This is a genomic window from Rhizobium sp. WSM409 (assembly GCF_057653825.1).
The window spans coordinates 1,003,838-1,027,446 of record NZ_CM172794.1; the positions used below are offsets into that span (position 1 = coordinate 1,003,838).

General features: G+C 62.0%; 25 protein-coding genes. 12 read left to right on the forward strand and 13 right to left on the reverse strand.

Annotation, left to right across the window (positions count from 1 at the left end; genetic code table 11):
• Window positions 1-16 precede the first annotated feature (16 nt).
• Window positions 17-700 (reverse strand): glutathione transferase GstA, encoded by a 684-nt coding sequence (gstA, locus tag AC25BC_RS05060; RefSeq protein WP_128439246.1) that lies wholly within the window; start codon window positions 698-700, stop codon window positions 17-19.
• 115 nt (window positions 701-815) lie between these two features.
• On the opposite strand from gstA, the gene AC25BC_RS05065 reads away from it, so the two are divergent.
• Window positions 816-1,436 (forward strand): TetR/AcrR family transcriptional regulator, encoded by a 621-nt coding sequence (locus AC25BC_RS05065; protein WP_128439245.1) that lies wholly within the window; start codon window positions 816-818, stop codon window positions 1,434-1,436.
• Here AC25BC_RS05065 and AC25BC_RS05070 read toward each other — a convergent pair.
• On the reverse strand, window positions 1,433-2,674 hold the full coding sequence (locus AC25BC_RS05070; RefSeq protein ID WP_128439244.1) for a multidrug efflux MFS transporter: 1,242 nt from the start codon (window positions 2,672-2,674) through the stop codon (window positions 1,433-1,435). The two genes, AC25BC_RS05065 and AC25BC_RS05070, sit on opposite strands and share 4 nt — an antisense overlap.
• 333 nt (window positions 2,675-3,007) lie before the next feature.
• Between AC25BC_RS05070 and AC25BC_RS05075 the strand changes: the two genes are divergently transcribed.
• Window positions 3,008-3,352 (forward strand): nuclear transport factor 2 family protein, encoded by a 345-nt coding sequence (locus tag AC25BC_RS05075; protein WP_012756612.1) that lies wholly within the window; start codon window positions 3,008-3,010, stop codon window positions 3,350-3,352.
• 27 nt (window positions 3,353-3,379) lie between these two features.
• On the opposite strand, the gene AC25BC_RS05080 is transcribed toward AC25BC_RS05075, so the two are convergent.
• The 3 genes from AC25BC_RS05080 to AC25BC_RS05090 all read right to left on the reverse strand — a co-directional run bounded on the left by AC25BC_RS05080 (window position 3,380) and on the right by AC25BC_RS05090 (window position 5,259).
• A complete protein-coding gene (locus tag AC25BC_RS05080; RefSeq protein ID WP_017993391.1) occupies window positions 3,380-4,111 on the reverse strand; it encodes a sulfite exporter TauE/SafE family protein in 732 nt (243 codons plus the stop codon).
• Window positions 4,112-4,172: 61 nt separating this feature from the next.
• On the reverse strand, window positions 4,173-4,826 hold the full coding sequence (locus tag AC25BC_RS05085) for a class I SAM-dependent methyltransferase (RefSeq protein WP_017993392.1): 654 nt from the start codon (window positions 4,824-4,826) through the stop codon (window positions 4,173-4,175).
• A gap of 106 nt (window positions 4,827-4,932) precedes the next feature.
• Complete coding sequence (locus AC25BC_RS05090) at window positions 4,933-5,259, reverse strand: hypothetical protein (RefSeq protein WP_012756615.1); 327 nt, start codon at window positions 5,257-5,259, stop codon at window positions 4,933-4,935.
• Window positions 5,260-5,484: 225 nt separating this feature from the next.
• Between AC25BC_RS05090 and AC25BC_RS05095 the strand changes: the two genes are divergently transcribed.
• The 3 genes from AC25BC_RS05095 to AC25BC_RS05105 all read left to right on the forward strand — a co-directional run bounded on the left by AC25BC_RS05095 (window position 5,485) and on the right by AC25BC_RS05105 (window position 7,842).
• A complete protein-coding gene (locus AC25BC_RS05095) occupies window positions 5,485-6,087 on the forward strand; it encodes a superoxide dismutase (protein WP_113547066.1) in 603 nt (200 codons plus the stop codon).
• A gap of 125 nt (window positions 6,088-6,212) precedes the next feature.
• Window positions 6,213-6,890, forward strand: coding sequence for an HAD family hydrolase (locus tag AC25BC_RS05100; RefSeq protein ID WP_128439243.1), 678 nt, complete (start codon window positions 6,213-6,215; stop codon window positions 6,888-6,890).
• A 112-nt stretch (window positions 6,891-7,002) separates the two neighbouring features.
• Complete coding sequence (locus tag AC25BC_RS05105; RefSeq protein ID WP_128439242.1) at window positions 7,003-7,842, forward strand: metallophosphoesterase; 840 nt, start codon at window positions 7,003-7,005, stop codon at window positions 7,840-7,842.
• On the opposite strand, the gene AC25BC_RS05110 is transcribed toward AC25BC_RS05105, so the two are convergent.
• Window positions 7,839-8,747, reverse strand: coding sequence for an AraC family transcriptional regulator (locus AC25BC_RS05110; protein ID WP_012756617.1), 909 nt, complete (start codon window positions 8,745-8,747; stop codon window positions 7,839-7,841). The genes AC25BC_RS05105 and AC25BC_RS05110 overlap by 4 nt on opposite strands.
• Window positions 8,748-8,924: 177 nt before the next feature.
• Here AC25BC_RS05110 and AC25BC_RS05115 point away from each other — a divergent pair, with 177 nt between their 5' ends.
• Window positions 8,925-9,695: an SDR family NAD(P)-dependent oxidoreductase gene (locus AC25BC_RS05115; RefSeq protein WP_017993394.1), complete on the forward strand. Its 771-nt coding sequence runs from the start codon at window positions 8,925-8,927 to the stop codon at window positions 9,693-9,695.
• A 22-nt stretch (window positions 9,696-9,717) separates the two neighbouring features.
• Here AC25BC_RS05115 and AC25BC_RS05120 read toward each other — a convergent pair whose 3' ends face one another.
• Complete coding sequence (locus AC25BC_RS05120) at window positions 9,718-10,410, reverse strand: helix-turn-helix transcriptional regulator (RefSeq protein ID WP_128439241.1); 693 nt, start codon at window positions 10,408-10,410, stop codon at window positions 9,718-9,720.
• Between the two features lie 130 nt (window positions 10,411-10,540).
• On the opposite strand from AC25BC_RS05120, the gene AC25BC_RS05125 reads away from it, so the two are divergent.
• From AC25BC_RS05125 to AC25BC_RS05135, 3 genes are all read left to right on the forward strand, one after another.
• Entirely contained in the window at window positions 10,541-11,176 is a 636-nt protein-coding gene (locus AC25BC_RS05125; protein ID WP_128439240.1) for a LysE family translocator, read from the forward strand.
• A gap of 192 nt (window positions 11,177-11,368) precedes the next feature.
• Window positions 11,369-11,809 (forward strand): c-type cytochrome, encoded by a 441-nt coding sequence (locus AC25BC_RS05130; RefSeq protein WP_113547071.1) that lies wholly within the window; start codon window positions 11,369-11,371, stop codon window positions 11,807-11,809.
• 163 nt (window positions 11,810-11,972) lie between these two features.
• Entirely contained in the window at window positions 11,973-12,887 is a 915-nt protein-coding gene (locus AC25BC_RS05135) for a cytochrome c (RefSeq protein ID WP_017993396.1), read from the forward strand.
• A gap of 126 nt (window positions 12,888-13,013) precedes the next feature.
• Here AC25BC_RS05135 and AC25BC_RS05140 read toward each other — a convergent pair whose 3' ends face one another.
• Together AC25BC_RS05140 and AC25BC_RS05145 are read right to left on the reverse strand one after the other, a co-directional pair.
• Complete coding sequence (locus AC25BC_RS05140; RefSeq protein WP_012756623.1) at window positions 13,014-13,643, reverse strand: glutathione S-transferase family protein; 630 nt, start codon at window positions 13,641-13,643, stop codon at window positions 13,014-13,016.
• A 188-nt stretch (window positions 13,644-13,831) separates the two neighbouring features.
• Window positions 13,832-14,326 (reverse strand): GNAT family N-acetyltransferase, encoded by a 495-nt coding sequence (locus tag AC25BC_RS05145; RefSeq protein WP_113547072.1) that lies wholly within the window; start codon window positions 14,324-14,326, stop codon window positions 13,832-13,834.
• Between the two features lie 268 nt (window positions 14,327-14,594).
• Between AC25BC_RS05145 and dmeR the strand changes: the two genes are divergently transcribed.
• The 3 genes from dmeR (at window position 14,595) to bla (ending at window position 17,019) form a co-directional block, all read left to right on the forward strand.
• A complete protein-coding gene (gene dmeR / locus AC25BC_RS05150) occupies window positions 14,595-14,867 on the forward strand; it encodes a Ni(II)/Co(II)-sensing transcriptional repressor DmeR (RefSeq protein ID WP_128439239.1) in 273 nt (90 codons plus the stop codon).
• Window positions 14,868-14,947: 80 nt separating this feature from the next.
• Window positions 14,948-15,967, forward strand: a complete 1,020-nt coding sequence (dmeF, locus tag AC25BC_RS05155; RefSeq protein WP_128439238.1) for a CDF family Co(II)/Ni(II) efflux transporter DmeF — start codon at window positions 14,948-14,950, stop codon at window positions 15,965-15,967.
• 125 nt (window positions 15,968-16,092) lie between these two features.
• The gene (bla, locus tag AC25BC_RS05160; protein WP_128439237.1) at window positions 16,093-17,019 is read left to right on the forward strand and encodes a class A beta-lactamase; all 927 of its coding nucleotides are present in this window, start codon (window positions 16,093-16,095) and stop codon (window positions 17,017-17,019) included.
• Window positions 17,020-17,078: 59 nt separating this feature from the next.
• On the opposite strand, the gene AC25BC_RS05165 is transcribed toward bla, so the two are convergent.
• From AC25BC_RS05165 to AC25BC_RS05180, 4 genes are all read right to left on the reverse strand, one after another.
• Window positions 17,079-17,543, reverse strand: coding sequence for a hypothetical protein (locus AC25BC_RS05165; protein WP_012756627.1), 465 nt, complete (start codon window positions 17,541-17,543; stop codon window positions 17,079-17,081).
• Window positions 17,544-17,614: 71 nt separating this feature from the next.
• Window positions 17,615-19,954: a glucose/quinate/shikimate family membrane-bound PQQ-dependent dehydrogenase gene (locus AC25BC_RS05170; RefSeq protein WP_017993399.1), complete on the reverse strand. Its 2,340-nt coding sequence runs from the start codon at window positions 19,952-19,954 to the stop codon at window positions 17,615-17,617.
• Window positions 19,955-20,161: 207 nt separating this feature from the next.
• Window positions 20,162-21,892, reverse strand: a complete 1,731-nt coding sequence (locus AC25BC_RS05175) for an ABC transporter ATP-binding protein (RefSeq protein ID WP_128439236.1) — start codon at window positions 21,890-21,892, stop codon at window positions 20,162-20,164.
• Between the two features lie 155 nt (window positions 21,893-22,047).
• A complete protein-coding gene (locus tag AC25BC_RS05180) occupies window positions 22,048-23,550 on the reverse strand; it encodes a protein adenylyltransferase SelO (protein WP_012756630.1) in 1,503 nt (500 codons plus the stop codon).
• Window positions 23,551-23,609 lie beyond the last annotated feature (59 nt).

The window sequence follows — 23,609 nt, forward strand, 5'->3', positions numbered from 1 at the left end:
GGCGCAAGCTGGGGATTTACGGTCTGACCGGCTCTCCTGTTCGTCCTGATGAAGCGAGATAGGCATGCGGCGCGAAATAGACGCCGTCGGCATCGAAGGCCTCGAGATCTTCGGCCCGCAATGCCTCGCGCACCTTCGGCCGTGCCGCCACGCGGGCCATGAAGCCGTGCAGCGCCGGCCATTGCTTGAGATCGATGTCGGTCCAGGGCGACCAGTTCAGGCAGACGAAGAGATAGGCATCCGCCACCGTGAAGGCATCGCCGGTGAGATAGGGTCCGGCAAGGCGACCGTTCAGCCAGGTGAGCCGCTTCGATATCAGCGCGCGGACTTCCCCATGAACGCTGGAATAAGTCGGATTGAAGAGCAGCACCATCGGCTTGTGCAGCTCGGCGGTGATGAAGTTCAGATAGGATTGCACCTCGTTGCGGCGGATGTTGCCGACCTCAGGCAACAAGGCTGCCCCTTCGGACACGCTGTCGGCGAGGAACTGCACGATCGCCGGTCCCTCGGTCAGCACCTTGCCATCGTCGAGCACCAGCGCCGGCACATAGCCGTTGCCGTTGATCGCGAGGTAATCCTCGCCGGTGCTCGTCCTGTAGGTCTTACGGTCGACCTGGACGAGCTCGATATCGAGCCCTAGCTCGCGGCAGATGATGTGCGGCGAAAGCGAACAGGCGGCTGCGTGCATGTAAAGTTTCATTCCGGTTTCCTCCCCTTGTGGAGGCGGTCGGTGCCGCCCGCCAATAGCGTTGAACATTTGTACTGTTTCGCATAAAATAACTCTCGTCAAGAATTTAATGCGAAACGGTACAAATATGAAAGACGAGAAGAAGCGCGGCCGCCCGAGGGCTTTCGACGCCAAGGCGGCGCTCGGCAAGGCGCGGGATGTCTTCTGGGACAGGGGGTTTGCCGCCGCCTCGCTCGACAATCTGAGCGCTGCGACCAAGCTCAACCGCCCGAGCCTCTACGGCGCCTTCGGCGACAAGGAGGATCTCTATCTCGATACGCTGGAGGGGTATCGGCAGGACGGCATGGACGTGCTGACTGAGGCACTCGACCCGTCACTGCCGCTGCGCGACAACATCGCCCGCGTCTATGCCGGTGCGCTGGCGATCTATCTGCATGGCGAAACCGCCGCCCGCGGCTGTCTGCTGATCGGCACGGCATCGGTCGAGGCGGTCCAGCATGAGCGGGTCCGCGAGGTGCTCGGCCGCAGCCTCAACGATTTCGACGACGAGATCGAAAAGCGCATGCGGCTTGGCGTGGAAAGAAGCGAGCTTCCGGAAAGCGCCGATCCGCAGATGCTTGCAAGGCTCGCCTCCGCCGTCATGCATTCGCTCGCCGTCCGCGCCCGCGCCGGCGACAGCCGCGAGACGCTGGAAGCGATCGCCCGGTCAGGCGTCGAGCTGATCTGCGGAAGCGCCAATGATCCTTAGGTCGACTCCCGAGTCTCCGCATCCCTCGGCCGTACCATCCAGGCATAGGCCGCACCTGCGACAAGCAGCACGGAGGTGCCGAGGAAGACTGCCCGCATGCCGATATGCCCGCCGACGAAACCGCCAAGGATGGGGCCAGCCACCTGGCCGACATATTGCGAGGAAATCGAAAGCCCGAGAATGCTGCCGGCCGCACTGTCAGGTACGCTGTGGCGGATGACCGCGGCGATGCAGGGCAGCAGCCCGCCGAGCGCCACACCCATCAGGAAACGCAGGATGATCAGCTGCCAGGCGCTGGTGACGAAGGCCTGCGGGATCAGCAGCAGCCCGGCGACGGCGAGCGCGCCTGCAATCACCGGCCAATGGCCGATCCTGTCGGCAAGCTTGCCGAGCCATGAGGCCGAGAGAATGCTGCCGAGGGCGGCCGCCGACATGACGACGCCCGATACCATCGTCACCTGGGATTCGACGGGCACCAGCTGCGCGACATAGACGGTGATGATCGGCTCGATCGACATATTGGCAAACATCAAGAGCATGCCGGTTGCCAGCATGGCGATGACCGGCCGCTTGTCGGCAATGGATTTCCAGCCGCCGCTGGCCTTGGCCGCTTGCTTGCGGGCCGGCGATTTCTCTTCCTTGATCAGCAAGGCCGTGGCGAGAAAGGCGAGGAAGATCATGCCGCCGGCGGCGAGGAACGTGCCGCGGATGCCGATGATCGGCGGCAGCGCGCCGCCGATCAGCGGCCCGACGAGATTGCCGGCCATGATGCCGGAGGAGAGCACGCCGAGCGCCCAGGCCGAACGGTCCTTCGGCGTCTGCGTCGCCACTAGCACCATCGAGCCGGAGGCATAACCGCCGGCAAGCCCGACGAAGAGGCGCAGCGCCACCAGCTGCCAGACATTGCCGGCCATGCCCATCAGCGAGATCGCCAGCGTCATGCCGAGGCTGGCGCGCACCAGCATCAGCTTGCGGCCGTAGATATCGCCGAGCCGACCCCAGAGTGGCGCGACGAGAGCCGCGGCAAAGAAGGTGGCGCCATAGGCGATGCCCGACCATTGCACGATGTCAGCATGGTCGCTGACGCCGAGCTCCTCGACATAGAGCGGCAGGAAGGGAAGCAGCAGCGTCATCGCCACGATCGTGGTGAAAGAACCGATCAGCGAGATGGTGAGATTGCGCTTCCAGTAGATCGAGCCCGGCCTGGCGCTGGCGGCGTCCAATTGCGTATCGGTCATTCTCTCTGCCCCGGCATTGATCGCGCGGGCGAAGTTCCGCACGCCTGATGAAACGATGTGCCCTTTGCCGCGGCGAGGAGATCGGCGCGGGTGAAACTGTCCTGAAGATCGAGCTTTTCGAGGTCGAGCGCATAGGCCGTAGCGGTGCATGCGCTCGCCGTTCCAGGGCGGGCACGCACTGATATAACCGCGCTATGGCCCATCCTTCAAGACAGCGCTTTCGCATCGGTGACCTGTCTATCGAAATGAGAGCCGCAATCTGGACCCTCTCGGGCAAAAGTGCTAGAACAGGACCGATTGCATGATGCAATCGGTTAATCCAAGGACATTGCCATGAGCGACATGTGCACATCCCGAGAGCAGACCGTCCGTCAGCTCTACGCCGCCTATCTCGACGATCGCAAGGATATTGTCGGCGCCATGTTGACGGAGGATTTCACCTTCTCCAGTCCGCGCGACGACCACATCGACCGGGCGACCTATTTCGAGCGTTGCTGGCCGAAGGAGCCGGTCTTCCGCGGCTTTGACATCGAATTCCTGGCGATCGACGGCGACGAGGCGGTCGTCCGCTACCGTGCGGAAAAACGCGACGGTGGCAGCTTCCGCAACATCGAGAGCCTTCGCTTCCGCGGCGACAAGATCGCCTCCGTGGATGTCTATTTCGGCCGGAATCTCTGATCCCCCGGCCGGGATGGCGATAGCTCTTTACAGGATCCGTATCGCCGACGTGCCGATGATGATCATCGACACCGCCACCATCAGCGGCCGCACCGGCAGCCGTTTGACGAGGATCGCGCCGAAGGGGGCGGCGATGACGCCGCCGATGATCAGGCCGATCGCCGAATTGAGCTCCGACCAGCCGAGCGTCAGCATGAAGGTCAGGGAAATCGTCAGCGTCACCGCGAATTCGGTGAAATTGGTCGAGCCGATCACCCGTTTCAGGTCATGGCCGCGGCTAACGAGCGAACTGGTGACGATCGGACCCCATCCACCGCCGCCGATCGCATCGAGCACGCCGCCGCAAAATCCGACGGGCGGCACCATCCAATCGCGAACATCCCGCTTCGGCGGTGGCCGAAAGGCCTTGTAGAGGATCACCAGCCCGATCGCGATCAGATAGGCCGACACGAAGGGCGCGATCGCCTTGCCGTCGATATTGGCCAGCAGATAGGCGCCGATCGCGCCGCCGATCATGCCGGCCGGTGCAAGCCGCGCCACCAGGCGCCAGTCGACGTTGCGATGATAGGCATGCGAGATGCCCGAGGCGGCGGTGGTGAACATTTCCGCCACATGCGTCATGGCGCTGGCATTGGCCGCCGGCACCCCGAAGGCGAGAAGGCTCGTCGTCGACAGTACGCCGAAGGCCATGCCAAGCGCGCCGTCGACGATCTGCGCGCAGAAACCCACGACGATGAAAAAGAAGATATCCGATGTCATGCAGTCCCCTCAGGCGAACGGTAGCATCAGAATAAGCGACGCGGGGAAAAAAGTTCCGGTCTCAGCCGGCAAGTCCGCGCTGCTTCAGCCGGATGATCTTGAAGAAGCCGTTCGGAAAGACCGGCAGGATATCGGCAGCGGCAAAGTCGCCGCGGCGCTCGGCCCAGGCGACGATGCGGTGAATGCGGAAGGCGGAGGACCAGCCGATGTGACGCACCAGCGGCGCCACCGCCGTCTCGATCGCGCCCTGCAGACCGGCGCCGTCGCCAAGCTTGCTGGCAAGGATGATCTCGCCGCCCGGCCTCAGCACCCTGGCGCATTCGTCCAGCGCCCGTTCGGGTTCGGGGATGAGCGTGATGACGAAGGGCAGGCAGACCACATCGAAAGAACGGTCGGCAAAGGTGAGCGCATGCGCATCCATCACATCAAGCGCCTGCACATGATGCAGCTTTTCGCGTCTCGCCTTTTCACGCGCCCGCGCAATCATGTGTTCGGAAATGTCGATGCCGGTCACCCGGCAGTGGCGCGGGTAATGCCCGAGCGTCAGGCCGGTGCCGACGCCGATCTCCAGGATGTCGGTGCCGGCCGCAGCGGCGAGGGCTGCAAGCTTGCGGTGGCCATCGCGCAGGATGCCGCGATAGACCCGGTCATAGACCGGTGCCCAGCGCTGATAGATTTTTTGCTGATCGTCCGCCCTGCTGCGAAGCTCTGACATGCCGCACCTCCTAAAAGCCCAGGTTTTCAACTCCTGAGGGAGGCTTCGGTTCCCCAGAAATGTGACCCAAGGCACAAACCAGCTTGGTGAGCAGCCTCATAGCGGCCTATTTTGCCGGCATGAGACCGAGCGTCTTGGCGTCCAGCTCGCTGCCGATCTCGACGGTTTTCTTTTGCTTGTCGTAGACGCAGATCTGGGCGATCAACCCCTTGGCGCCCTTCGGCTTGCCTATCACAAGGGCAAGCCCGTAATGCGAACTACCGAAGGGATCGACGGTGGCGCTGGGCTTTTCGATCGTGACCGCTGCCTTCTTGCATTTAGCCTCGACGTCAACGGCGAGCTGCTTCCAGGCGTCATCGGAGGAGGCATGCGCCGCACCTGCCAGGCAAAGCAGTACGGCGGCAGTGAGAGGCTGGATTATTTTCCTGTTCATATCGGGTCTCCGTTGATCTCCATAATGGGCAAAGTGGTTTTCGGGGCGGGTATTCCCATTGATTTGCCCAGGCGATTTCTACGCACGACTCCAACCCTGCAACTGAGGCAAATTTTCCTCCGGCCGGTCGTTTTTTGATAATTCGCCGGTTGCCTCTCCCCCTTTCCCCTCCTATGTTCCGCCTCACCTGCCGAGACGCAATCTATTGCCAAGAGGAGATCTGACATGGCTTTCGAATTGCCTGAACTTCCCTATGACTACGAAGCGCTTGCTCCCTTCATGTCGAAGGAAACGCTGGAGTTCCACCACGACAAGCACCACAAGGCCTATGTCGACAACGGCAACAAGCTCGCCGCCGAAGCCGGTCTTTCGGACCTCTCGCTCGAAGACGTCGTCAAGAAGTCCTTCGGCACCAATGCCGGCCTCTTCAACAACGCGGCCCAGCATTACAACCACATCCATTTCTGGAAGTGGATGAAGAAGGGCGGCGGCGGCAACAAGCTGCCGGGCAAGCTCGAAGCGGCCTTTACCTCCGATCTCGGCGGCTATGACAAGTTCAAGGCCGATTTCGCCAATGCCGGCGCCACCCAGTTCGGCTCCGGCTGGGCCTGGGTTTCCGTCAAGAACGGCAAGCTCGAAATCTCCAAGACCCCGAACGGCGAAAACCCGCTCGTTCACGGCGCCACCCCGATCCTCGGCGTCGACGTCTGGGAACACTCTTATTACATCGACTATCGCAACGCCCGCCCCAAATATCTCGAGGCCTTCGTCGATAGCCTGATCAACTGGGACTACGTCCTGGAACGCTACGAAGCAGCCACGAAGTAAGCGGTACCAGACTCGCCGCCATGGCGGCGATGTCGTCCGAATCTTCGAACTCAGCACCCGGCGCCTCAAACGCCGGGTGTTTCGTTTTACGATCAGTCGCGAGATCTTTGTGAGATCCTCAACAGATGAAGCATCTTCAATATAAGCCCGAAGCTGTACTGTTCGACATGGATGGCTTGATTTTTGATACCGAGGCTTTGTATCGGGACGCAGTTATCAAGGCCGCTGAAGAAAACGGGTTTAAAATCCCGGTGTCCGCCTATCTGGAAACGATTGGACTACCGAGCGCGTCAGCCAAGGCGCTTCTGGGCATGCATCTTGGTGTAGAAATTGCCATTGAGGACTTGTGGAAACAGGCCTCGGATCAGTTTCAGACGATGGTCGCAACAGAGCTTCGCCTCAAGCCTGGGGTCATCGAAATGCTAGACTGGTTGGAAGAGATTCAACTTCCGTGGGCCATCGTTACCTCCTCAGACCATGACACAGTGCTCAGTCATCTGCTGGCGGTGAATCTGAGAGATCGCTTTAGATACATCATCGCCCGCGGAGACTATACGGCGGGAAAGCCTCATCCGGAGCCGTACTTGAAAGCTGCAAGCCGGTTAGGGGTGGACCCCAGCCGTTGTGTTGCACTTGAGGATTCCCGCAACGGCGTGCTTTCAGCATCTCGCGCCGGCCTGATGACCATAATGGTACCCGACCTCGTTCAGCCAGCGCAGGATACTCAAAGTCTATGTGCATATGTCGCACCAAATTTACACGACGTTCTTGCTGTCTTGATCGATACGCTCCAAGCGACATGAGTGCGTCGGAATGGGCGATCACACACTTTGGGGATCTCAGCAGTTGACGCATTTCGATCATGCTTTGGGACGCCGTCACATTCCTGTCATTGGCCGCTCCTAATCACGCCCCATGTCTTCTTCCGCTCCTTCCCTATTCCGTTTCGGCATCATCGCCGACCCGCAATATGCGGCGATCGCTCCGCATATTGCGATGGATCGCTATTATGCCAACAGCCTCGCCAAGGTCGCCGCGGCGATCGAGGTCTTCAACGGCGAGCAGCTCAGCTTCGTCATGACGCTCGGCGATGTCATCGACCGCAGATTTTCAAGCTTCGACGATATCCTGCCGGTCTATGAGACGCTCAGGCACGAAGCGCTCTTCCTGCTCGGCAACCACGATTTCTCGGTCTCTGCAGGACACTTGTCCGAAGTCGCCGCGCGTCTCGGCATGCCGTCGCCCTATTACAGTTTCGTGCGCCACGGCTGGCGCTTTGTCGTGCTCGACGGCAACGAGGTCAGCATCTTCGCGCCGCCCGAAGGCCATCCTCATCGCGCCCTTGCCGCTGAGATGCTGGCGGAGCTGCAGGCAAAAGGTGCGAGGAATGCCCATCGCTGGAATGCCGCGCTGAGCGACGAACAATTCGCCTGGCTCGGCGATGAAATCGCAAAAGCGGCTGCGGCCGGCGAGAAGGTGATCGTCATGTATCCGGTGCATCCGCCCAGTGAGCACGGCATGTGGGACAGCGAACGCACCGTCGCGCTGCTCGCCTCCAGCAGCAATGTCGTCGCCTATCTCAACGGCCACGACCACGTCGGCAACTACGGCATGGCCGGCGCCTGCCACTTCCTCAATTTCAAGGGCGTGGTTGACACCGAGATGGAAAACGCCTTTGCGATCGTCGAGGTCTATGCCTCCAGAATCGAAATCCGCGGCTTCGGACGCGAGGTGAGCCGCACGCTGTCCATCTAGCTGATTGCCGGCTCAGCCGGCATCGCCTTCATTTCACTGATGTCGCGCTTCGGTGGTGTCCCGAACATGCGGGCATATTCGCGGCTGAACTGGGAGGCGCTCTCGTAACCCACCTGATAGGCCGCGTTTGCGGCGTTGAAACCATCGGTCACCATCAGCCGCCGGGCCTCGAGTAGCCGCAACTGCTTCTGATACTGCAGCGGCGTCATCGTGGTCAGGATTTTGAAATGCTGGTGGAAGGAGGAAGGGCTCATCCTGGCTGCCGCCGCAAGCTTTTCCACCCGGACGGCGTCCGCAAAATTACCGCGCAACAGGTAGATGGCCTCGGCCACGCGGCGCGTATGGCTGTCGGGCAATGCAAGCTTGCAGACCTCATCGCCATTTTTTCCGGAAAGCAACCAGAAACTGATCTCTCGCATGATTGCCGGATGAAGGATTGGGATCGCCTTGGGCGTTGCGAGCGTTCGGATCAGCCTCAGTATGCAGTCCTGCAGCTCGGGGCCGAATTCTTGTACGAAAACACCCGGCCCGCCGTCGCCTGCCGGCTTCGGCGGCGCATCCATCTCCTCCAGCACCTCGCGCAGGATAGTGACGTCGAGTTCCAAGTTGATGGCGATCATCGGCCGTTCGGCACTGGCTTTCGTCACCTGTCCGAAGGCCGGCATCTCGACGCTGATGATAAGCGCTTGCATCGCTTCGTAATCGAAAAGGCGGTCTCCGAACATGAGCTGCTTGGCGCCATCGACGATAATGCAGAGCGCCGGTCGGTAGATCGCCGGTTTCGGCATGGAGAGAGTGCTGGAACGCATCAGGAAAAAGCCGTCGATAGCGGTGGCAAAGAGGCCGTCACCGCCGCCATGTGCATCCATGTACCCATTGAGCGCCTGCTTCAGATCTGCGGACATCTTAGTCTCCAGTGAACGCGGGGTCGGTCTGCCGCGCCGGTGAGGATGATCTTAATCCCTCAGCCCGGCTGGGCAAGGCGTTTGGAGGAATAGGCAAGAAATTGCAGGGTTTCGGCATTCAGGATTCCAAGCTTGCGGCGCATAAACTGGTCTATCAAAACATCAGGAGTACCTGAAATGCCTAACCAGAATTCAACCTCGAAAATCGCAATCGTAACCGGCGGAAGCCGCGGCCTGGGCCGCAATACGGTCGTCCATCTGGCAAGGAGCGGCGTCGATGTGATCTTGACCTACAACTCGAACCGCGACGAGGCGGAGAAGGTCGTCGCTGAGATCGAGGCGCTGGGCCGCAAGGCCGCCGCACTTCAACTTGACGCCGGCAACGTGGCGGCGTTCGATGCCTTTGTCGAAAGTGTTCGCGAGATCCTCAAGGGCTGGGGGCGTGAGCACTTCGACTTTCTAGTCAACAATGCCGGCACCAGCTACCACGCCCCGATTTTGGAGACGACCGAAGCGGAGATGGACAAGCTTTACAACCTGCATTTCAAGGGGGTCTTCTTCCTCACGCAGAAGCTCCTGCCGGTGATCGAGGACGGCGGCCGCATCGTCAACCTCTCCAGCGGTCTTGCCCGCATGGCCATGGTCGGCGCTTCGGCCTACGGCTCGATAAAGGGCGCAGTCGAGGTGCTGACGCGCTACATGGCAAAGGAGCTTGGCCCCCGCGGCATTGCCGTCAATACCGTCGCCCCGGGCGCCATCGAAACCGATTTCAGCGGCGGCATGGTGCGGGACAATCCGGAGATCAACCGTGCGGTCGCCTCCATGACCGCACTGGGCCGCGCCGGTGTCCCCGACGATATAGGGCCGATGATCGCTTCCCTCCTGAGCGATGCCAACCGTTGGGTCAACGCCCAGCGCATCGAGGTTTCGGGCGGCATGTCGCTCTGAATAATCGCGATTGGGCGAACAGCTACACGGCGATCGGTTTCTCTGTCCAGCCGCTGGTCCAGAGTTCCCGCAGCCGGTCGCCGTCGCCCTTGAAGAATTCTTCGCTCGTCGCACACCGCTCCACCCGGTCGCTGCGGAAATTGCGGATTGCCTGGCGCAGCTCGCACCATGCGACGATATTGGCGGTCTGCGAATAATAGATCAGCGCGACCGGCCGGATTGTCCGCTCGCTCTCGCGGCCGAGTTCATCGCGATAGCCGAGCATTAGCTTGCGCTCGTCGCGGATCGCGCGGCGCACGATTGCCAGGTCGAAGCCCGCCGGCTGCGCGATCGAGCCCCAGGCATAAAGCGCCTTGTTGTCCATCGCCTGGCGCAGCGGCGCCGGCACGGCGCCTGATATCTTCCGGTTGACCCGGCGCGCGGCCTGTTTCAGCTCCTCGTCCGCCGTTCGTTCGAGCAGCGCCAGCGACAGCACGATCGCCTCCATCTCCTCGATCGAGAACATCAGCGGCGGCAGGTCGAAGCCCGGCCGCATGATGTAGCCGATGCCGCGCCCGCCTTCGATCGGCACCCGCATCGCCTGAAGGGCGGCGATGTCGCGATAGATCGAGCGCACGGTCACTTCGAGCGTCTCGGCCATCGTCGCCGCCGTCATCGGCTTTCTTGCCAGCCTGAGGATCTGAATGATCTCGAAAAGCCGCGAGGCCTTGCGCATTTAACCTCTCCCATCCGTCACGCTCCTGACAATACACTGTCAGTTGGGTTTCCGTATAGAGCCGCCTATCGGATTGAAATCAATCAGGGTCTTTTCACAACGGCCCTCAGAACCCAAGGCGGTAACTGACATGAGCTACAATGAAAACCTCTGGCTCTTTTTCACCCTTCTCTTCGGCATCATCATCGTGCCTGGTATGGACATGCTCTTCGTGCTTGCCAATTCGCTGACCGGCGGCGTCAAGCGCGGGCTGGCGGCGACCGGCGGCATCATGGCCGGCGGCGCCGTGCATTCGGCCTATGGCGCGGCCGGCGTCGGCGTGCTTGTCACCATGCTGCCGCAGCTCTTCAACGTGCTGCTCTTTGCCGGCGTCGCCTACATGATCTGGATCGGTATTTCGCTGATCCGCAGCTCGATCACCGTCGAGGCGGTCGGGCCGGGAACGGCACGCTCCGGCTGGCGCGCCTTCCGCCAGGGCGCCGTCACCTGTCTCGTCAATCCGAAGGCCTATATATTCATGTTTGCCGTCTACCCGCAGTTCCTCAGGCCGGAATATGGCCCGATCTGGATGCAGGGCCTGATCATGGGCATCATGACTGTCGTCACCCAGTTCGCCATCTACGGCACGCTGGCGATGACGGCCGGCCGCAGCCGCGACCTGCTCGTCGCCAACCCTGACGTCACGGCCTTTGTCGGCCGCTTCGCCGGACTGCTGCTGGTTGCCGTCTCCGCCTTCAGCCTCTGGCAGGGGTGGAAAAGCGCCTGAACCGCCACTGCATGTCGCCCGGAAGTGTGCAGTGGTTCCGGGATAACGACATGCATAAAAGCACAGAACGGCCTATCACATTGTTTTTATGACAATCCGGCAAAAAGTGACTGTCTGCCGCCGTGGATTTTGTCATGCTTCCGGTGCAGATTGGCCATCGGCCAGCTTGGCCGAGGAAAAAGGGAGAGAAATATGAATTGGAAAGCAGCAGCTGCGGCTGTAGCGATCGCCGGCATGGCCTTCGGTTCGGTGACCGCCGCCGACGGCACCCATGATTCGCGCATTGCGCTGATGAAGCAGATCGGCGGTTCGGCTGGCGCGCTGGCGGCCATCGCCAAGGGCACGAAGCCTTACGACGCCGAGGCGGTGAAGGCGGCACTGACGACGATTGCCGCAACGGCCAAGGTTTTCCCCGATCAGTTCAAGCCGGGCACGGAGACCGGCGACAAAGAGGCGAGCCCGAAAATCTGGGAAAACATGGACGACTTCAAGGCGCGCGCCGCCAAGCTCTCCACTGACGCCGAAACTGCGCTCGCCCAGCTTCCGGCCGATCCTGCGGCCGTCGGCGCCACGATGAACACGCTTGGCGCCAATTGCGCGGGCTGTCACAAGGCCTATCGTATCAAGGAGTGATAGGCCGGCCTGAACAATTCCAGCAAAGGTGCGCGGCTTGCTTCCGCGTGACGTGGGGGAAATGGAACGCTCGGGACCCGCGATCCGTGCCGGGCTTGCCGCCGGCGCGGATCGCTTTATGTGGGACCGACGGCGGCAACATTGGCAAAAGGAGAGGCGGCGCATGGTCCGCAGGTTCATCCGGGTACTGCTCTGTCTGATCGGCGTCGCTGTGCTCGGCGGGGGCGCCTTCTATCTCGTCACCGCACCCGATCCGCTGCCGGAGAGCCATTGGGCGGGTCTCGGCGCGCCGGATCCGGCAAATGGTCAGATGGTTTTCTGGGCGGGCGGCTGCGTCAGCTGTCATGCCGCACCCGGTTCCGAAGGCGATGCAAAGCTGACACTTGCAGGCGGTCTGGCGCTGAAGAGCCCCTTCGGGACCTTCCACGTGCCGAACATCTCACCCGATGAAAAAGCCGGCATCGGTGGCTGGACACTTGCTCAGTTCGGCAACGCGATGAAGCGCGGCGTCGGCCCGGGCGGGCAGCATCTCTACCCGTCCTTTCCCTATGGCTCCTATTCCCGCATGAGCGACAAGGACGTCAACGATCTCTATGGCTTCCTGAAAACCCTGCCGAAGAGCGCAAACGTGGCGCCGCCGCACGAACTGCCGTTCCCCTTCAACATCCGGCTGGCGCTCGGCGGCTGGAAATTTCTCTATCTCAACGACCAGCCGCGCGTCGCCCTGGCAAAGAGCGACGACAAGATCAAGCGCGGGCAATATCTCGTCGAAGGCCCCGGCCATTGCGGCGAATGCCATACGCCGCGTGATGCGCTCGGCGGCTTCAAGGCGGATCAGTGGCTTGCCGGCGCGCCCAATCCGGAAGGCAAGGGTCGCATACCCAATATCACCCCGGCTTCCGAGAGCATCGGCGGCTGGAGCGAGGCCGATATCGCCAGTTATCTCGAAACCGGCTTCACCCCCGATTTCGATTCCGTCGGCGGCTCGATGGTCGATGTGCAGCAGAACATCGCCCATCTGCCGGCCTCCGACCGTGAAGCGATCGCAGCCTATCTGAAGGCCGTGCCGGGACGCTAGAGCATGTTGCGAGCAACGACATGCGTAAAAACAAACATCCGAAGCGCGTCGCATGAATCAAGTTTGATGCGACGCGCGCTTTAAAGTGCGGTTGTGCTTGGCGCCTTCGCAGGGTCCCACGCCTGTTTATAGGGAGGTGGGCCCCGGCATCAGATCATAGGGATGGCGCCAGCCGGGCATCGTGCTGATACGATCTTTCCAGGCTGCGATAGCCGGGAAGGCGCTGTGATCTATCCCGGTTTCCTCCGGCATGAAGACGTAGCCCGCCAGAGAGAGGTCTGCGATCGTCAGCCGGTCGCCGACCATGAAGGCCTGGTGCGCCAGATGTTCGTCAACAATGGCATAGGCAGCTTTGGCCCTCAGTCTCAAAAACTCGACGACGGGCGTCTCGCCGCTCTTCTGGAGGCCATACATGAACCTCAGCGTCGCGTAATAGCTCGTGAATTTGTGGTTGTCGAAAAGAATCCAACGCATAATGTCTCGTCGCTCTTCGGCTGTCTGCGCCCCGAAGTGGCCTGTCACCTCTGACAAATAGTCCAGGATAATCCCCGATTGGCTGATCTTCGTTTGGCCGTGCTCGAGCACAGGGGCTTCGCCCTGCTCGTTTATGGTTTTTCGCCATGCTTCAGTGCGTGTTTCGCCGCCGAGATAGTCAACGAAAATGCTCTCCCACTCGATGCCGGCAAGTGTGAGGAAGAGCGCGACCTTGTAACAGTTCCCCGAGAGAGCGAAGCAATGTAGTTTGAAATCTGGCATGAAAGCTCCTCATGCAATTCGATAATTGTCAGTAGGCTGAACCGGTCCCTACATAAACCCGACCGGCCGCTTCATGACCTCCAGCCCTGAAGCGCGTCGCAATCTTTCAGATTTGCTCGTCGCGCTTTAGGCCTTTATGTCAACGCATCCTGTTATCGCAACACCGCTCACACTTTGCGCGACGCGCTTTAGGCGATCGATTGCATGTAGCGCATGCCGGTCACTGGCCGCGGGGTGAATTCCAGCTGTTCGTAGAAGCGGTGCGCCAGCACGTTTCCGGTGGCAGCGCTGACGGAGAGGTAGCCGCAGCCGGCGTTGCGGGCGGTCTCGCGCGCCCGGTCGACGAGCAACTGGCCGGTGCCGTGGCCGCGATGGCCGTCGCGCACGAAGAGATGGTGCAGGTCCATGCCGCGCTTGCCTTCCTGCGCCCTGTAGAGCGGCACGAGAATGGCGTAGCCGATCAGCCCTTCGCTGGTCTCGGCGACGAGCGCATTGATCCAGGGCAGCGGGCCGAAGAGGTCGCGCTCCAACTGCTCCGCCGTTGTAGCAGCCGCATCGCCGTGATGGGCGGCAAGCAGGGCGATCATCTCGTTGAGTTCGGGCAGGTCGCGCGGCTTGGCGGCGCGGATCGTCACCACCGATGGGCGCATCAGTGAAATTTCGCTGTCTTCGATTTCGGTCATGGTCTTCGCGTCCTTTGATAGTCTGCCGTCAGGACGCTGCCGATACAACAAAGCCGCCTGACGGCGGCTTGTTGACAATATGATCTTGTCCAGCCGCCCTTTACAGGTACAGCCAAAAATACGAGCGGCTCTGGTGCGCGTTCTTGATCATGGATCATAAATCGTCGGAAACGCGGGCTTTGTCAATGGCGGATCAAGCCCATCACAGGTATTGAGCCTCGGCTTCAGCCTTGATACTATACCCCCCTATGCTATATGAGAGTCCATCATGTCTCACACCACCCTGCAGAAAAAGAAGCTCGTCGCCCGCATCAGCCGCCTGAAGGGGCAGATGGAGGCGGTCGAGCGCGCGCTCGAGGCCGAGCGCCCCTGCGGCGAGATCCTGCAGCTGCTCGCCTCGATCCGCGGCGCCCTGACCGGGCTGACCGGCGAGGTGCTCGACGATCACCTGCGCGAGCATGTGCTGAATGCCGCCGACGAAGCGGCGAGGGCCGAGGCGGTCGAGGAAATATCGGAAGTCTTGAGAACCTATATGCGCTAGAGAAATTCCAGGCAAAGCGCGAAGCGGTTTTGCCGAGAAGTGCGTAAAAACAAAGAATTAGAGCGACGAAGGAGACCGTCATGAGTGCCGGAATCGACAAGGCTGGAATGGATGCCCTGGAACACGATCACGTCTTCCTCGGCAGTGAACATGCGCGCAACGAGCGGCGCATCTGGCTGGTGATTGCGCTGACGGCGGTGATGATGGTGGCGGAAATCGCCGCCGGCACCATCTACGGCTCGATGGCGCTCGTCGCCGATGGCTGGCACATGTCGACCCATGCCAGCGCACTGCTGATTTCCGCACTCGCCTATCTCTTCGCCCGCCGGCAGGCGCGCAATCCGCGTTTCACCTTCGGCACCGGCAAGCTCGGCGATCTCGCCGGCTTCGCCAGCGCCATCGTCCTCGCGCTGATCGCCCTGCTGATGGCCTGGGAGAGCCTGTTGCGCCTTTCCAATCCCGTGCCGATCGGCTTTGCCCAGGCAATCGCCGTGGCGGTGATCGGCCTTGCCGTCAATCTGGTGAGCGCCTGGCTGCTGGCCGGCGGCGGCCATGTCGCGCATGGCAATCATGCGCATCACGGGCATGGCCATCATGGGCATGGCAGTCATGCCCATGCCCCCGCCCATGCCCATCATCATCATGGACATGGCGATCATGCCCATCACGCAAAGACCGGCGACAACAATATCCGCGCCGCCTATCTGCATGTCATCGCCGATGCCCTGACCTCCGTGCTCGCCATCGCGGCGCTGACACTCGGCAGTCTTTACGGCTGGCTCTGGCTCGATCCCCTGATGGGCATCGTCGGCGGGTTGGTGATCGCCAACTGGTCCTGGAGCCTGATGAAATCTTCGGGCGGCGTCCTGCTCGACGTCATTTCCGAAGGCGAGACGCTGCCGGCCGAGATCCGCGGCGCCATCGAGACGGAGGACGACCGGATCACCGATCTGCATGTCTGGCAGGTCGGCCCCGGCCATCATGCCGCGATCGTCGCCGTCCTCACCTCGCAACCGCGCGACCCGGCTTTCTACAAGGGCAGGCTCTCGGCGCTGGAGGAATTGTCGCATGTGACGGTTGAGGTCACACGCGCCGCATGATCGGGGCGGGCGGAGACGCTCGGCGGACGACAAGATCGCTCGACGGACGATTAACATCGCCGTGGGGACGACAAGTCGCCGCAATCGCTGCTTAGCTCTGTCCTCCTGATACGCCGGAGGATTTCATGGATCGCAGTCTGACCCGCCGCATGCTGATAGGCTCGGCATTGTGCCTACCCGTGCTGACGCTTCGAGCCAATGCTGAGGAGGGGGCTGAGGAGGGGGCCAAGGAGAGTGCCAAAGAGAGTGCAGGCGAGGGCGAGGACAATATTGAACATCGCCTTGCCGCTTTGGAAAAACGCACCGGCGGCCGCCTCGGTGTCTCGGTGCTCGACACCGAGACGAGCATCTCCTTCGGTTATCGCGGCAGCGAGGCCTTTCCGATGTGCAGCACCTTCAAGGCGCTGGCCGCCGCTTTCGTGCTCGCCCGGGGCGACAAGGGCGAGGAGAACCTCGACCGGCGGGTGAGCTACGGCAAGGACAAGCTCGTCGATTATTCGCCGATCAGCGAAAAACACGCCGGAACCGATGGCATGACCCTTGCCGAACTCTGCGAGGCGGCGGTGACCGTCAGCGACAACACCGCCGGCAACTTGCTGCTCGAAAGTTTCGGCGGTCCGGCGGGGCTGACCGATTGGCTGCGCTCGATCGGTGACGGCACGACGCGTCTCGACCGCACCGAGCCGACGTTGAACGAGGGCCGGAAGGGTGATCCGCGCGACACGACGACACCGGATGCGATGCTCGACACGCTCGGCAACCTGACGCTCGGCTCGGTCCTGGCCGAGGCCTCCTCAGACAGGCTGATAGCCTGGCTGGTGGCGAGCACGACGGGAAAGGAGCGGCTCAGGGCCGGCCTGCCGGCGGATTGGAAGGTCGGCGACAAGACCGGCACCGGTCCGAATGGATCTCTCGGCGATATCGCGGTGATCTGGCCGCCCGATCGCGGCCCGATCGTCGCGGCCGTCTATATCAGCGAGACGACCGTGCCGGTAAAGGAGCTCAACCCGCTCTTTGCCGAAGTCGGCCGCATGATCGTCGAGATGGTGTGAATCATAAAAAATGCGGCGGAGAAGGCTCTCCCGCCGCATGCTGTCGATCTTTCAGTGGCTCAGGCGGCGGTGATATCGTCTGCCGTCTCGGTGCCGTCATCCTCGATGCCGGCCATCTCGCGCTTGATCTGGTCGGCGATTTCCTTCTCGATTGCGGCGCGCTGGTCGGCCGGCATGGCGGCCAGATCGGCCTCGGTCAGATCGTGCTGCTCGAGGTAGCGGGCCCGGATATATTCCGCCGGCGTCATGTTGCCCCATTTGGAGAATTCGTCGACCAGGGAGTCATGCGCAGCGCTTGCCGCCACTTCTTCGTCGGAGGGCGGGTTGATATAAGGGCCTTCGCTGCTTTGAAGAGCCCAGATCGTATTGGCGATCGAAGGCGGCGTGCTGCTGGGCTCGAGACCGGGCGCGGTATTGCGCGCTGTTTTGGTGAAGTCCGTCGTCTGCTGATTCTTGGATTTGGCCGGCTGATCGAAAAGGCCGCCGATGCCGTAATAGTTGCGAATATTGCTAGAGATTTCCATAAAAACTCTCCCCGAAAACCGGGGAGAGAATGAAGCGGTAAACCTGCGCAGAGCTTGCGGGAAGCTTGGTGTCACGGCAACGTATAGGCGATCACATAATCGCCGGGCGTGGTGCCGACCGAGCCGTGGCCGCCGGCGACCATGACGACATATTGCTTGTTGTCATCGGTCATATAGGTCATCGGCGTCGCCTGGCCGCCGGCGGGAAGCCGTCCCTGCCAGAGCTCCCGGCCACTCGTCACGTCATAGGCGCGCAGGTAGTTGTCGACCGCGGCCCCCAGGAAGGCGACGCCGCCCTTGGTCAGCATCGGCCCGCCGATGCCGGGCACGCCCACCTTGAAGGGCAGGGGCAATGGCGTCATGTCGTGGACGGTGCCGTTCTTGTGCATATAGGCGATCTTGCCGGTGCGCAGGTCGACGCCGGCGACATAACCCCATGGCGGCGCCTGGCAGGGGATTTGGAGCAGCCCGAGGAAGGGACCCATGAAGACGCCGTAGGGCGCGCCGTCATTGCGGTTGAGCCCCTGTTCGCTGCCCTTCTCGTCCTGGCCTCTCGGAGGAATGTCGGCGGCCGGCACCAGGCGCGAGGTGAAGGCGAGATAGGTCGGCATGCCGAACATGATCTGCCGCTCCGGATCCACCGCCACCGAGCCCCAGTTGAAGGTGCCGAAATTGCCGGGATAGACGATCGTCCCTTTCAGCGAAGGCGGCGTAAAGCGGCCCTCATAGTGGTAGCGGTGGAAGTCGATGCGGCAGGCCATCTGATCGAACAGCGATACGCCCCACATGTCTCTTTCCTGGAGCGGCTCTGGCGAGAAGGTGAGGTCCGAGATCGGCTGCGTCGGCGAGGTATGATCGCCCGAGACCGCGCCGCCTGGCGCTGGTATTTCCTTGATCGGGATGATCGGCTCGCCGCTGCGCCGGTCGAGCACATAGATATCGCCCTGTTTGGTCGGGCCGACCAAGGCCGGAACCACGGTGCCGTCTTGCTTCGTCAGGTCGATCAGCGCCGGCTGGGCCGGCACGTCCATGTCCCAGAGATCGTGATGCACTGTCTGGCGCACCCAGCGCAACTGGCCGGTGGCGATATCGAGCGCGACGATAGAGGAGGAGAATTTCTCGACATTGTCGCTGCGGCCGATGCCGATCTGGTCGGGTACTTGGTTGCCGAGCGGGATGTAGACCATGCCGAGCGCCTCGTCGACGCTGAAGACCGACCAACTGTTCGGCGAGTTGGTCGTATAGGTCTGGCCCTCGGTGATCGGCGTCGTCACATCGGGATTGCCGGAATCCCAATTCCAGACCAGGGCGCCGGTATTGATGTCGAAGGCGCGGATGACGCCGGATTGCTCCTCAGTCGAATAATTGTCGTTCACCGCCCCGCCGACGATGATTTTGCCCGCCACCGCGACCGGCGGCGAAGTGGAATAATAGTATCCGGCCGGGTTGAACCGCATGCCGGTTTCCAAATGCAGCACGCCCTGGTCGGCAAAGCTGGTGCAGACCTTCCCGTCCGCCGCATCGAGCGCGATCAGCCGGGCGTCTGAGGTCGGCAGGTAGACGCGCTCGGCGCAGGGCTGGCCGGCGGCAACGGTTGGATCGGCATAATAGGTGACGCCGCGGCAGGTCTGATGCTGCCGGTCGGGGTTCATGCCCGAGTTGGCGTCGTATTTCCATTTCTCCTTGCCGGTCTTGGCGTCGAGCGCGATCGCCCAGTTATGCGGCGTGCAGAGATAGAGCGTGTCCTTCACCTTCAGCGGCGTCACCTGATAGGTCGTCTCGCCGACATCGTCCGGCCGCTTGACGTCGCCGGTCTGGTATCGCCACGCTTCCTTGAGGGTGGAGACGTTCTCGGCGGTGATCTGGTCGAGTGGCGAATAGCGCTGGCCGAAGGGCGTGCGGCCGTATTGATGCCATTCGCCGTCCGGGACGCTGCCGCCGAAAGCGGGATTGGCGGCGACCGTATCCTTGGGCAGCTCGCCGGCGAGATCATGCGGGTCAGTCGTCATCGAATAGAGGGCGACAAGGATGGCGAGAATGACAGGCGCGGCGAGCGGCCAGGGGTTTGCGGCATAGGTGATGCCCGTTGGGCTGCGCAGGCCAAGCGGCCGGCGGATCCATGGCGTCAGCAGCCAGAGCCCGAGCAGGATGATCATGCCGCCGCGGGGCCCAAGCTGCCACCAGTCGAAGCCGACCTCCCAAATCGCCCAGGCGAGTGCTGCGACGACGAGCACCGCATAGACCCAGAGCGCCACCGCCTTGCGCATCAGCAGCAGCCCGGCGGTAATCAGGAACATCAGCCCGGCGAACAGATAGAAGACGCTGCCGCCGAGCGTGACGAGCCAGAGCCCGCCGCCGCCGAGAGTGAGCCCGACGATGATGAAGAAGATGGAGGTGACGATGATCGCCATAAGGCTGTCTCCCGCTGAGGTTAGCCGGGCTGAAGGATCGGCGGAAAAGTCCCGCCGATCAGGCAGATAGCGCGAAGGAGATGCCTTTCAACGGCCACAATTGCCGCAGGGGCTACAGCGCCACGCGTCTTTTAAGACGCGCAAAGGACGCTGTAACACTTTGAATGCTGCATAACTTTAGCCTTAAATCGATTCCGATTTAAGGAATTATGCAGTCGGTCCGGATGCACCGAACTGGGCTTGATGCAGCCTGGCGTAGCCGCCTTCGCGCGCCAGCAACTGGCTGTGCGTGCCCTGTTCGACGATGCCTGACGCTCCCACTACGACGATGCGGTCGGCGTTGCGGATGGTGGCGAGTCGATGGGCGACGACCAGCGTGGTGCGTCCCTTGGAGAGCGCCGACAGCGACTGCTGGACGGCATATTCGGTCGCCGAATCGAGCGCCGAGGTGGCTTCATCGAGGATGAGGATCGGCGGATTTTTCAGGAAGATGCGGGCGATCGCCAGGCGCTGCTTCTGCCCGCCGGAAAGCTTGACGCCGCGTTCGCCGACGACGGTATCGAGCCCGTTCGGCAGCGACAGCACGTATTCGTCGAGGGCGGCGCGCCGCAACGCGTCGATGATCGCCGCGTCGTCGGCGCCAAGCCGGCCATAGGCGATATTGTCGCGGATGGTGCCGCCGAACAGGAAGACGTCCTGGGCGACGATGCCGATCTGCGAGCGCAGCGACTTCTGGGTCATGTCGCGGATGTCGATGCCGTCGATCAGGATCGAGCCGGAATCCACCTCGTAAAAGCGCGGCAGCAACGAGCAGATCGTGGTCTTGCCGGCGCCGGACGGACCAACGAACGCGATCGTCTCGCCGGCCGCGATCGAGAGTTCGAGCCCGTCGAGCACCTTGCCGTCGCCGGTATAGCCGAAGCTCACATTGCTGTAGACGATGTTGCCGGTAAGGTGATCGACGCTGGTCGCGTTCGGCCGGTCGGCGATATCTGGGGCGGTGTCGATCAGCTGCGTGAAGCGCTTGAAGCCGGCGATGCCCTTCGGATAGCTCTCCAGCACCGAGGTGATCTTGTCGATCGGCCGGAAGAACACATTGACCAGCAGCAGGAAGCCGACAAAGCCGCCATAGCTGAGTTCGCCCGATATGACGAACCAGGTTCCCGATATCATCACCACCAGTTGCACGAAGCGCGTGCTGAAATAGCTGAGCGTGATGCTGGCGGTCATATAGGCATAGGCGTTGAGTTTGGTTGCCCTGTAGCCCTCGTTGTTGCGGGCGAACAGATCGCGTTCGTGATCCTCGTTGGCGAAAGCCTTGACGACGCGGATGCCGCCGACGCTTTCATGCACGCGTGTATTGAACTCACCGACCTGCCGGAACAGGTCTCGCCAGCTGAGCGTCATCTTGGCGCCGTAGCGGCTGACTAGCCAGGTCATGAACGGCACGATGGCGGTCGTCAGCAGCGCCAGCTTCCAGTGCACGGTGAACATCAGGATGAAGGCGCCGATGAAGGTCATGATCGCGATGAACAGGTCTTCGGGACCGTGATGGGCGACTTCGCCGACTTCTTCGAGGTCCTTGGTCACATGGGTGATCAGATGGCCGGTCTTGTTGTTGTCGAAATAGCGGAAGGACAGCTTCTGGATATGGTCGAAAGCCTGCCGGCGCATATCGGTCTCGATGCCGATTCCGAGCGCATGGCCCCAATAATTGACCACCGCCATCAGCGCCGTGTTGAACAGGTAGATGACCAGCAGCAGCCCGGCCGTCGCCGCAATCAGCCACCAGTCCCGCTGCGGCAGCAGGGTGTCGACGAAGAGCTTGACGGCGATAGGAAAGCCGAGTTCCAGCAGCCCGGCAACGACCGCGCAGCCGAAATCGAGAAAGAACAATTGCTTGTAGGGACTGTAATAGCGAAAGAATCTGAGCAGCATGGACGGCCCCACGGGAAATGCGGAAGGAGGCGCCGCTCCTCGTCAAGGACGCTGTAGCGGCGGCGATCCTGCAAGGACAGCCCTTTTCGTCGCAGGCCGGATGGAAGCGGATCGCTGTGGCGCAACTGCCGCACCGAAAACGATCGAAGCGCCTGTCACGTTCCGCAGAAGGTCGCAAGCACCCGTTCGTCGGGCTTCGGCGGTTCCCGATAGGCAACAAAGCCCGGCTGGTCCTCATAGGGTTTCGAAAGCACGCTCAGCAGCGCCTCGAACAGCGAAAAATCGCCATTCTCGACGGCGGCCTCGATCGCCTGTTCGACGCGGTGATTGCGCGGAATGAAGGCCGGATTGACGCGGCGCATGGCAATGGCGCGCTCGGTGGCCGTCTGCGGATCGCGTGACAGCCGCTCGCGCCACTGCGTAAGCCACGCGCCGCGGGCGTCCGGCTCGCGGAAACTCGCCGCAAATTCAGGCTCTGCGGCATCATCGCCGGCAAGATCCGATAGCCGCCGGAAGGTCAGGGTGAAATCGGCGCCCTGCGCCTGCATCAGTGACAGTAACGCCTGCACCAGGTCGAGATCGCCGTCCTCTTCGCCGGCAAGGCCGATCTTTTCGCGCATGCCGGCCAGCCAATGCGCCTGGAACCGTTCACCGTAACTCTTTATCACGATATTGGCCTTGTCGACCGCGCCGTCGGGCTCGGCGTCGATCAGCGGCAGCAGCGTTTCGCCGAGCCTTGCGAGGTTCCATTGGCCGATGCCGGGCTGGTTGGCATAGGCGTAACGACCATGCTGGTCGATCGACGAAAAAACGGTCGCCGGATCATAGGCATCCATGAAAGCGCAGGGGCCGAAATCGATCGTCTCGCCGGAGACGGTCATATTGTCCGTGTTCATCACGCCATGGATGAAGCCGACATGCAGCCAGCGGGCAATCAGCGCCGCCTGGCGTTCGGAGACCGCTTCGAACAGCGCGAGATAGGGGTTCTCGGCTTCTTTCAATGCCGGATAGTGCCGGTCGATCACATAATCGGCCAGAGCCCGCACGCCGTCGGTATCGCCCCTGGCTGCGAAGTACTGGAAGGTGCCGACGCGGACATGGCTGGCCGCGACGCGGGTGAAAACCGCGCCCGGCAGCACCTCTTCGCGATAGACCGGCTCGCCTGTCGTCACCGCCGCCAGCGCCCGCGTGGCGGGAATGCCGAGCGCGAACATCGCTTCGCTGATGATATATTCACGCAAGACCGGCCCGATTGCCGCCCGCCCATCGCCGCGGCGCGAAAAAGGCGTTGGTCCGGCGCCCTTCAGCTGGATGTCGTAGCGCTTGCCGCTGCGGCCGACCACCTCGCCGAGAAGGATCGCCCGCCCGTCACCGAGCTGCGGCGAGAAGCCGCCGAACTGGTGCCCGGCATAGGCCATCGCCAGCGGTTCGGCCCCTTCGGGAACGAGATTGCCGGAAAAGATCGCCGCGCCATCGCGGCGCAAGGCCTCGACATCGAGCCCGAGTTCGGCGGCGAGCGCCTCGTTGAGCTTGATCAGCCAAGGCTCCGCCACCGCGGTCGGCGCTTGCGCCGCAAAGAAGTGGGGCGGCAAACCGACATAGCTGTTGTCGAACGGAAAGGCCGCACCGGGCCGGTTTTTCTGCAGGGCGGAGGTCATGGTTCATAGGTAGGGCCGGGGTGTCTGTGGCGCAAGCCGGACATTCACGAAGATCGAAC

Coding starts and splice junctions, on each gene's coding strand:
- gstA (WP_128439246.1), bottom strand. CDS start 700: ATGAAACTTTACATGCACGCAGCCGCCTGTTCGCTTTCGCCGCACATC.
- AC25BC_RS05065 (WP_128439245.1), top strand. CDS start 816: ATGAAAGACGAGAAGAAGCGCGGCCGCCCGAGGGCTTTCGACGCCAAG.
- AC25BC_RS05070 (WP_128439244.1), bottom strand. CDS start 2,674: ATGACCGATACGCAATTGGACGCCGCCAGCGCCAGGCCGGGCTCGATC.
- AC25BC_RS05075 (WP_012756612.1), top strand. CDS start 3,008: ATGAGCGACATGTGCACATCCCGAGAGCAGACCGTCCGTCAGCTCTAC.
- AC25BC_RS05080 (WP_017993391.1), bottom strand. CDS start 4,111: ATGACATCGGATATCTTCTTTTTCATCGTCGTGGGTTTCTGCGCGCAG.
- AC25BC_RS05085 (WP_017993392.1), bottom strand. CDS start 4,826: ATGTCAGAGCTTCGCAGCAGGGCGGACGATCAGCAAAAAATCTATCAG.
- AC25BC_RS05090 (WP_012756615.1), bottom strand. CDS start 5,259: ATGAACAGGAAAATAATCCAGCCTCTCACTGCCGCCGTACTGCTTTGC.
- AC25BC_RS05095 (WP_113547066.1), top strand. CDS start 5,485: ATGGCTTTCGAATTGCCTGAACTTCCCTATGACTACGAAGCGCTTGCT.
- AC25BC_RS05100 (WP_128439243.1), top strand. CDS start 6,213: ATGAAGCATCTTCAATATAAGCCCGAAGCTGTACTGTTCGACATGGAT.
- AC25BC_RS05105 (WP_128439242.1), top strand. CDS start 7,003: ATGTCTTCTTCCGCTCCTTCCCTATTCCGTTTCGGCATCATCGCCGAC.
- AC25BC_RS05110 (WP_012756617.1), bottom strand. CDS start 8,747: ATGTCCGCAGATCTGAAGCAGGCGCTCAATGGGTACATGGATGCACAT.
- AC25BC_RS05115 (WP_017993394.1), top strand. CDS start 8,925: ATGCCTAACCAGAATTCAACCTCGAAAATCGCAATCGTAACCGGCGGA.
- AC25BC_RS05120 (WP_128439241.1), bottom strand. CDS start 10,410: ATGCGCAAGGCCTCGCGGCTTTTCGAGATCATTCAGATCCTCAGGCTG.
- AC25BC_RS05125 (WP_128439240.1), top strand. CDS start 10,541: ATGAGCTACAATGAAAACCTCTGGCTCTTTTTCACCCTTCTCTTCGGC.
- AC25BC_RS05130 (WP_113547071.1), top strand. CDS start 11,369: ATGAATTGGAAAGCAGCAGCTGCGGCTGTAGCGATCGCCGGCATGGCC.
- AC25BC_RS05135 (WP_017993396.1), top strand. CDS start 11,973: ATGGTCCGCAGGTTCATCCGGGTACTGCTCTGTCTGATCGGCGTCGCT.
- AC25BC_RS05140 (WP_012756623.1), bottom strand. CDS start 13,643: ATGCCAGATTTCAAACTACATTGCTTCGCTCTCTCGGGGAACTGTTAC.
- AC25BC_RS05145 (WP_113547072.1), bottom strand. CDS start 14,326: ATGACCGAAATCGAAGACAGCGAAATTTCACTGATGCGCCCATCGGTG.
- dmeR (WP_128439239.1), top strand. CDS start 14,595: ATGTCTCACACCACCCTGCAGAAAAAGAAGCTCGTCGCCCGCATCAGC.
- dmeF (WP_128439238.1), top strand. CDS start 14,948: ATGAGTGCCGGAATCGACAAGGCTGGAATGGATGCCCTGGAACACGAT.
- bla (WP_128439237.1), top strand. CDS start 16,093: ATGGATCGCAGTCTGACCCGCCGCATGCTGATAGGCTCGGCATTGTGC.
- AC25BC_RS05165 (WP_012756627.1), bottom strand. CDS start 17,543: ATGGAAATCTCTAGCAATATTCGCAACTATTACGGCATCGGCGGCCTT.
- AC25BC_RS05170 (WP_017993399.1), bottom strand. CDS start 19,954: ATGGCGATCATCGTCACCTCCATCTTCTTCATCATCGTCGGGCTCACT.
- AC25BC_RS05175 (WP_128439236.1), bottom strand. CDS start 21,892: ATGCTGCTCAGATTCTTTCGCTATTACAGTCCCTACAAGCAATTGTTC.
- AC25BC_RS05180 (WP_012756630.1), bottom strand. CDS start 23,550: ATGACCTCCGCCCTGCAGAAAAACCGGCCCGGTGCGGCCTTTCCGTTC.